This window comes from Streptomyces boluensis, assembly GCF_009908195.1.
Lineage (GTDB): Bacteria > Actinomycetota > Actinomycetes > Streptomycetales > Streptomycetaceae > Streptomyces > Streptomyces boluensis.
The window spans coordinates 1-8,533 of record NZ_JAAAHS010000340.1; the positions used below are offsets into that span (position 1 = coordinate 1).

An 8,533-nucleotide genomic window follows, 5' to 3' on the forward strand; every position below is an offset into this window, starting at 1 on the left:
CCGCCGCTCCCTCCCCCGTACGCGGCGCTGCAAGGTTTCGGCAAGCGCCGGGCAAGCCTTCCGCCGAGCCTCTCGGGCATCCCCCACTCGAAGCCGAAGCGTCAACCATCGGGGGAGCCATGAAGTCACGTACCGACCGCACACCAGGCCGCCACGCGGCGCGGGACCGATCCGGAGAGGGGCAGTGGGTGACGATTCCCGGCTGCCGGCGCGTCCTCGTCGTCGTGCACACCGAGGTGTACGGGCAGCGGTTGCGGGACCTGCTGCCGCTGCTCGAGGCGGACCTGCGGATCCAGGTCGACTTCACCATCGCGCCGCACGCCTTCAACTCCGGTGCCGCCCGGTCCTTGAGCGCGCTCGGCTGCACGGTGCTGCCGTGGGAGGAGGCGCTGCGGATCGAGTTCGACCTCGTGCTCGCGGCCGGTTCGCAGGGGGTCGACCGGCTGCGTGGTCCGCTCGTCCGGCTGCCGCACGGCGCCGGGCACATGAAGCTGTCCCGGCTCGCCGACGACCGTACGCCCGGACAGCCCCGCACCGTCGGCGGGCTCGGGCGCCAGTACCTGATGCGGAACGGCGAGGTCGTACCCCGTGCGGTCGCCCTCGCGCACCGCGACGAACTCGGCACCCTTGAGCGCTGCTGCCCGGAGGCGCTGCCGGTCGCGGAAGTCATCGGCGACGCCACCCACGACCGGATCGTGGCCAGTCTGGGGCAGCGCCGCCGCTACCGGGCCGCGCTGGGGCTCGGCCGGGGCCAGAAGCTGCTCCTGGTCTGCAGCACGTGGGGGACGGGATCCGCGTTCAACCGCTTCGACGCCCTGCTGCCCCGGCTGTTCGCCGAACTGCCGCCGGAGCAGTACCGGATCGGGGTCCTGGTGCACCCCAACGTCTGGGCGGGGCACGGGGAGTGGCAGGTCCGCTCCTGGCTGGCGGCGGCCCGGCGCCGCGGGGTCATGGTGCTGCCGCCGGAGGCGGACTGGCGGGCGCCGTTGATCGCCGCGGACTGGGTGATCGGTGACCACGGCTCGGTGACGCTCTACGCCACGCTCACCCGCGCGGCCGTGCTACTCGCCCGCTTCCCGGAGGCGGACGTCGATCCGGGCTCGCCGGGTGCGGAACTCGCCCGTACGGCGCCCACCTTGTCGCCGGCGCATCCGCTGCCGGATCAGCTGGCTTACGCGCGCGCCACGTATCCGGCCGCCGCGTACCGGCGGATCGGGGGGCGCATCTCGTCCGAGCCGGGCCGCTTCGGGCGCAACGCGCGCACGTTGCTGTACCGCGTCCTCGGCCTCGGCGAGCCCGCGTGCGCGCCCGAGCTGCCGCCGCTTCCCGCGCCCCGGCACCGGGTGGACGCGGGGCCGGAAGAGGTGTCGGCGTGAGGCGCGCGGGTGGCCCGGTCGTCGTGGCCGCCGACGGGCCGGTGACCGAGGAGTCGCTGCGGCAGTGCGCCGATGTCCTGTGCTGTGGGGCCGAGTTCGGCTCGGCGGCTGACGCCGAGCGGGCGGGCCGCCAGGTGCTCGCCTGCTATCCGGGCTGCGTCCTCGTCGTGGTGCCGTGCTCGGGCGAGCGGTGTCTTGCCGTGGCGCGTACCGGCGCGGTGGGGCACATCCTGCCGCGCTCGGCCGCCGCCGGGCCCGCTGACCTGTGGGCGCTCGCGGTCGAGTGGTACGGGCGCCTTGTGGCGGGAGCCTGGGCCGGGGACCGCTACCCGGTGTCAGGGGTTGCCGACCGCCGCCCGGTGTCAGGGGCTGTCGAGCGCCGCCCGGTGTCAGGGGTTGCCGAGCGTCCGTAGCCGGTCCTCCAGGCGGCGGGTGTCGGGCTCGCTGACCGGCGCGTAGCGGGCCCGGGACTCCTCGTACCGGGCCCGTGCCCGCTCCGTGTCACCGCGTTCCGCCGCCGCTTCGCCCAGCATCTCCAGTACGTGCGCCTGCCAGTGCACCGAGCCGGTCGCCGTGAACTCGTCGAGCGCGGCGAGGAGTTGACGGTCGGCCTCGGCGTGCCGGCCCGTGCGGGCGTAAGCGCGGCCGAGCAGGGCCAGGGCGCGGGCCGCGTCGTAGCGGTCCTGCTCGGCGAGGAGTTCACCGTGCGCCCGCTCCAGGTGCCCGACGGCCTGCTCGGGCTGCCCGGCCGCGAGGGCCACGTCGCCGAGACAGAGCCGGCTGAGCGCCACTCCGCGGTGGTAGCCGATGTCCGCGCGCAGGGCGAGCGCTTCACGGAAGTACCGTTCCGCTTCCGGGAGTCGGCCCGCGAGTCGGCTGGTCTGGCCGAGGCCGTGCAGGGCCTGGGCCTCGTCCCGCCGGTGCCGGGCCCGCGCGGCGGCATCCCCGGCTGTCCCGGTCGAGTCCTCAGCTGTCCCGGTCGAGTCCCCGGCGGCCTCGGCCGAGTCCTCGCGGGCGGCTCGGAGGGCTTCCTCGAACCATCGGAGCGCCTCGTCGTACCGGCCCGTGTTGCGCAGTCCCGTGCCGCCGGAGGTGAGCATCCGGCGCTCGCCCGCGCGGTCGCCGGTGCGGCGGGCCGCCGCGAGGCCGATCTCGTGGGCTTCGAGCCACAGTTCGTACGGGCGCAGCCGCAGGAACAGCGGCCACATGGCGTCGGCCAGTTGCCACGCGGCATCGTCCGCTCCGCTCCCGGCGGCGAACCGCAGGACCGCCATCAGCCGGCCGCGTTCGGTGTCGAGCCACTGGATCGCGCCCTGTTCGTCGTCGAAGGGCGGCTGTTGACGTACCGGCCCGCTGTAGTCGCGGCGCAGGGTGCGGTGGCTGGGCGTGAGGATCTGCTCGGCCGCGGTGGCGGTGGCCAGGTAGTGGTCAAGCACGCGCGCGGCCGCCGCGTCGCGCTCCTCGGGCGGGTCCTCCGTACCGGCCAGGCGCCGTGCGTGTGCTCTGACGAGGTCGTGAAAGCGGTAGCGCACCGGTCCGGAGTGCGCCGTGCCGCCGAGTTCGTCGAGCAGGCTGACCTCGGCCAGATCGTCGAGGAGGCGTTCGGCCGCCTCGGGCGGTACGGCGCAGACGGCGGCGGCCACCGGTGCGTCGAGGACGCCGACCGGGGCGAGGCTGAGCAGCCGGTACGCCCGGCCGAGCGCGGGCGGCAGCAGGCGGTACGACTCGTCGAGGGCTGTCCGTACCGCCGATTCGCCTTCCACCCGGAGGGCGTCCAGGGTGTGCTGGCCGTTCTCCCCGAGCGCCCGCGCCATCGCCGCGAGGGGTTGCCGAGGCCTTGCGGCCATGTGCGCGGCGGCCACACAGACGGCGAGGGGAAGGCCGCCGCAGGCCGTCGCGACGCTTCGGGCCGCCTCCGGTTCACCGTGCACCCGGCTCTCCCCGATCCTGCGGCTGAGCAGTTCGAGCGAGTGCGCTGCGTCCAGGACGCCGAGGGGCCGGAAGGCGGCACCGTCAAGGCCCAGGCCGGTCAGTCGCCCGCGGCTGGTCACCAGGGTCAGCGCGGTGGGTGAGGCGGGCAGCAGCGGGCGTGCCTGGGCTGCGCTGAGGGCGTCGTCGAGCAGGACCGCGATCCTGGCCTCGGCGGTGACGGTGCGCCATAACGCGGCCAACTCCCGTAACTCGTACGGCACTTGGCGGCACCCGAGGGCCCGCAGGAACTCGGCCAGGATCTCGGTGGGGCGTGCGGGGCCTTCGGGGGAACGGCCGCGCAGGTCCGCGTGGAGCAGCCCGTCGGGGAACGCGTCCGCGACCTTGCCGAGCAGGCCCCGGGCGAGTGCGCTCTTGCCCACCCCGGCGGGGCCGCTGATCACGGCGACGGCGGGGGCCTGCCGTGGGGCGCGCGCCAGCCGTTCCAGTTCGGCGAGTTCGTGGTCCCTGCCGGTGAAGTGGGCGGGCGGCGCCGGGATCTGACGGGGCACCGGCTCCGCCGCTTCGGCTGCGGGGTGCAGGTGCAGTCCGCCGCTGATGTTCCTGGCCTGCACCACCACGCCGTCGACCCGGGTCGCGTCGAAGGTGTTGCGGCTCGCTTCGCCGCCGTCCGGTGTGGTGGCTCCTGTCGTGAGCGTCCGGGTTGTCCACCGGCTCAGGTTCTCCGCCAGCACCGGGTCGGCCAGCGACGCCTCGGCGAGCAACGCGGCCAGGACCGGGGCCGGCTCACCGGCCGCGCCCGACTCGCCCGACTCGCCCAACACCCATGCCCGTACGCGCTGTTGGGCCCTGGCGTCCGCGTCGGACCCCACGGCGTCGAGCAGGGAGAGGCGGGCGGCGGGCCGGTCGGCGGCGTATGTCAGGGCAGCCGTCAATTGCCGTTCCGTCACCTGATCCATTTCCCCCCGGCCTCCCCGTTCCGCCCCGCGCGACCTCTCTCCTCTACCCGCCGACAGGCCACGGCAGACCGAATACGACTGGACGGCGATCGGTCACACGAAAACAAGCCAATGAAATGACACAACCGAACTCACTATTTGAACGTTTTCGACCGCATGCGATTCTTTGAGGTCATCGAGAGCACAGGCCGAGACGCTGACGGGGGCAACTCGTGGACGTGCGCATCGGAATCTTGGGGCCGATAGAACTCCGTCACCACCGGGAGATCGACCGGCTCGGCTCGACCAAGGAACGGCTGGCTCTGGCCGCCCTCGCCTGCGACGCCGGCCACCCCGTCTCCCTCGACACCCTCGTCCACCGCCTGTGGGACGAGGCCCCGCCCGCGAAGCCCCGCGCCAGCCTGCACGCGTACGTCGCCCGGATCCGTAAGCGACTGCGCGCCTGCGGCCTCGGCGACCGGCTCGTCCAGCAGGCCAGGAGCTACACACTCACCCTCGACCCCGCCCAGGTGGACAGCCACCTCTTCCAGCAGCTCTCCGCCCAGGCACGCGGCGCGGCGGACCGAGGGGACGACGACACGGCGCTACAACTCCTGGATCGCGCCGAGGAGTTGTGGCGGGGCGACCCACTTACGGGGCTGCCAGGACTGTGGGCGGAGCGCACCCGCGCCGGGCTCAGCGAGAAGCGGCTCGCGGCGCACCTGACCCGGTCCACCATCGGGCTCCGCCGGGGCCACTTCGCCGAGCTCGTCCCCGACATCACCCTGCTCCTCGACCGGCACCCCGACGACGAGGCGCTCGCCGGTCTGCTCATCGTCGCCAACTACGGGTGCGGCCGGCAGAGCGAGGCGCTGCGCGTGTACGACACGGTCCGCCGCCATTTACGGGAGCGCCTCGGCACCGACCCCGGCGAAGCGCTGACCCGGCTGCACCGCCTCGTCCTCAACGGCGCACCCGTCGACGAACTCCTCCCCCGACCCCGCACAGCCACCGTCACCGCCACAGCCACCGCACCGACGGCCGTGGTCCCGCGCACCCTGCCGAGCCACGCCGAACTGGTGGGCCGGACGGCGGAGTTGTCCTCCATCGTGCACGCGGCACCCGCCGCCGGGGCGGGCCCGGAGACCGGTGTCGTGATCGCGCTGCAGACCATCTCCGGCATGGCGGGCGTCGGCAAGTCCCTGCTCGCCCTGCACGCCGCCGACGAGCTCGCCCCGCTCTTTCCCGACGGGCAGCTCTACCTGGACCTGCAGGCCCACTCCCCCAACCTGGCCCCGCTGGCCCCGGCCGATGCGCTCGCCGCGCTCCTTCGCACCCTCGGCGTGCCCGCCGCCTCCGTGCCGGATGGGCTTCAGGAACGCGTCGGCCTCTGGCGTACGTTGCTCAGCAGCCGACGCGCGGTGATCGTGCTCGACGACGCCGCCGACGCGGACCAGTTGGGCCCGCTGCTGCCCGGCCCTTCCGCCAGCCTCGTCATCGTCACCAGCCGTCGCCGCATCACCGGCCTGCCCGGCATGCGCGCGGTGCTGCTCGACGTACTGCCGCCCGAGGACGCCGCCGGTCTCTTCCACGCCCTGGCGGGCGCCGGCCCCTCCGTCACCGCGCACGAGGTGTCGGACATCGTCCGGCTCTGCGGACACCTCCCGCTGGCCATCGAGCTCGCCGCGCGCCGCCTGCTCTCCCGCCCGTCCTGGACCCCCGCGCACCTGTTGCAACGGCTGTCCCAGGGGCACAGCAGACTGGCGGAACTCCGGGACGGTTACCGGGAGATAGCGCGGGCATTCGAGGTCTCGTATCTCACGCTGACCAGCACGGAACAGCAGGTGTTCCGGCTCCTGGGCCTGCACCTGGGAGCCGATTTCGACGCGTACGCGACAGCGGCTCTCACTGATCTTTCCCCGGCGCGCGCGGAGCGGGTTCTGGAGGTGCTGCTCGACTCCCACCTGATTCAGGAACCCACGCCGGAACGGTACGTGTTCCATGATCTTCTCGGTGAATACTCGCGCACGCTGTCGATGTCCGAAGAGGCTCCCGCGGATCGCGACCGAGCGATTCACCGCCTGGTGGATTTCTACGTACAGGCGGCCACTGCCGCAGATCACATGATCTATCCTCGCCGCCCGCACCCCGTACTTCCGCCGGTCGCACCCCGCGATCAAATCCCGGCGTGGGAGGGCCCGTTGGCCGCTCGCCAATGGTTCACCTCCGAACGCGCGGGCCTGATTGCCGCGGAACGCCACTGCCGTACCCAAGGGCAGTCGCGCGAGGCGGCACTCCTGGCCGCGGCCCTCGCCAACTACCTGGACGAGGAGGCGTACGCGTCCGAGTCCGTCCAGATGCACACGGCCGCCGCCCAGCACTGGAACGCCGCTGGTGAGAGGCGTGCCGAGGTGTTCGCGCTGCTCGACCTCGGCGCCGCCCTGTCCCGCCGGGCCCGGTACGAGGACGCCCTCACCACCGCGACGCGGGCACTGCGGTACGCGCAGGACATCGGCGACGACAGCGCGCGGGCCGATTCTCTCCATCTTCTCGGCGTACTGAACTGGAATCTCGGACGCCTCTCGGACGCCCACCGCCACCAGACCGACGCACTGTCCCTGCGGCTTCGCGCGGGAGACCCGTGGCAGATAGCCCGGAGCCATAACAACCTGGGAATCGTGTGCCTGTTCCGGGGCGATCTGAGCCACGCGGAGACTCATTTCACCACGGCCCTTGCCGCCTTCCGTTCACTGCTCGACAGTCACGAAGAGGCGCGCGTACTCAACAATCTCTCCGACCTTTACCAGAAGGCGAACCGGACAGAATCAGCACGCGCATTCCTGAGTGAGGCACTGGCTATTCTCACGCGCGTCGGCAGTCCCTTGGAAAGGGCCATCACGCAGACCAATCTCGCCGACGCGATGAATTCGCCCGACGAGATCGTCGCGAAACTCGACCTCTACCAGGATTCGCTGGCCACATTCCGGCGCCTGGGGGATCTGCGTAATGCGTCGATCACGTTGTGCGGAATGGGCGCCGCTCTCCTCGCCGCCGGCCGCGTCGCCCGCGCGGCCGACGAGTACCGCCGCGCCCTCGACCTGGCCCGGTCCATCGGCGCAGCACACGAGGAGTCCGTGGCCCTGCACGGCCTCGGTCTCGCCGCGCGGCGACGCGGCGACCTCGCCGTGGCGGTCGCACATCTGGAGGGTGCGATCGTGACGGCGGAACAGGTCGGGGCGGCCGGTGAGGCGGCCCTCGCCCGGGAAAGTCTGGCGGCGTTGCGGTCCGTCGAATACTCCACCGATTCGGCATATGCCAAAGACACATCTATTTCTCGGCGAGAACGCCACCGCTGATTCCCCCGCACTATCAGACCCACCGCGACGCGAAAAGCTTCAGCGGCACCGCCTTGTGTCCGCGCGGAGCAATGCGGTAGTAATTCAGCCCGGACGGCGACGATGCCGCCCGGCGCTGAACCGTTAGTTTGGACAACAATGAAACGAAGCACGTCCAAAGTCGCCCGTAAGCTCGTCGTCGCTGCCGCGGCCCTCGCCCTCAGTCCGGCGATATGCATTCCGAGCCTGGCTTCGTCCGACGCGGAAAGCCAAGCTCGACAGAGCGGTGCGGCGACCGTGGCGCAGGAGCACGGCGAGCGCCTGAGCTGACCGGCACAGCACTGGGCCCTTCCGCCCCGTGGCGGAAGGGCCCGCGCCCCCTACGGTCGCTACGGCCGCTCGGGCCGAGGGCTCCGCGAAGGCGTCGAGCCGTGGATCGTGAGCCCCGAGATGTCCCTCGCCTGAACCATCGGCCCGTTCTGCACACCCACGTGCGCGGTGTTGTTCACCGCGCCGTCGACAGGCCGCTCCGGCCCGAACTCGGCGATCAGATCGCGGAGTTGGCCGACCGCGTCCGCGTCCCGCTGGAGCACTCGGCGCAGCCACACCCGTAGCGCCGCCTCGATGTCGGCGGCCGCCGACTCGTCCTCCGCGTCACGGGCGCCGAGCAACTGGTCTCTGGAGTCCTGGAGTTCCTCCCCTGCGGCCTCCTCGTCGCCGCCCCGGCTGAAGAGTCGTACCAGACGGTCCCTTGCCCGGTTCCAGGTCTCCGTGACCATGAGGCCGACGACGGTGGTCGCACCGGTCGCCGCCAAGGCCGTCAACTCCACGTCCACGCGTCCCCCTCCGTGCCCCGCCCGGCTGCCGGTCCTGGACCACAGTGGCAGACCGGGCGGTAACGGCCCAGCGTGTTGTCAGCCGACGTACTGGGAAATCCCGCGCGGCACATAGGCCC

5 protein-coding genes are annotated in these 8,533 nt (G+C 72.4%); 3 read left to right on the forward strand and 2 right to left on the reverse strand.

Annotated elements, in window-relative coordinates:
• Positions 1–188: 188 nt before the first annotated feature.
• Both GUY60_RS29950 and GUY60_RS29955 read left to right on the forward strand, forming a co-directional pair.
• The gene (locus tag GUY60_RS29950; RefSeq protein WP_161703433.1) at positions 189–1,376 is read left to right on the forward strand and encodes a hypothetical protein; all 1,188 of its coding nucleotides are present in this window, start codon (positions 189–191) and stop codon (positions 1,374–1,376) included.
• Complete coding sequence (locus GUY60_RS29955; RefSeq protein WP_161703434.1) at positions 1,373–1,789, forward strand: hypothetical protein; 417 nt, start codon at positions 1,373–1,375, stop codon at positions 1,787–1,789. The genes GUY60_RS29950 and GUY60_RS29955 overlap by 4 nt, the downstream gene beginning before the upstream one ends.
• Here the strand turns inward: GUY60_RS29955 and GUY60_RS29960 are convergent.
• Positions 1,766–4,264, reverse strand: coding sequence for an ATP-binding protein (locus GUY60_RS29960; RefSeq protein ID WP_161703436.1), 2,499 nt, complete (start codon positions 4,262–4,264; stop codon positions 1,766–1,768). The two genes, GUY60_RS29955 and GUY60_RS29960, sit on opposite strands and share 24 nt — an antisense overlap.
• 218 nt (positions 4,265–4,482) lie before the next feature.
• Here GUY60_RS29960 and GUY60_RS29965 point away from each other — a divergent pair, with 218 nt between their 5' ends.
• A complete protein-coding gene (locus tag GUY60_RS29965) occupies positions 4,483–7,599 on the forward strand; it encodes an AfsR/SARP family transcriptional regulator (protein ID WP_312866479.1) in 3,117 nt (1,038 codons plus the stop codon).
• A 368-nt stretch (positions 7,600–7,967) separates the two neighbouring features.
• Here the strand turns inward: GUY60_RS29965 and GUY60_RS29970 are convergent, their stop codons facing one another.
• Positions 7,968–8,414, reverse strand: a complete 447-nt coding sequence (locus GUY60_RS29970; RefSeq protein WP_161703440.1) for a hypothetical protein — start codon at positions 8,412–8,414, stop codon at positions 7,968–7,970.
• Between the last annotated feature and the right edge of the window lie 119 nt (positions 8,415–8,533).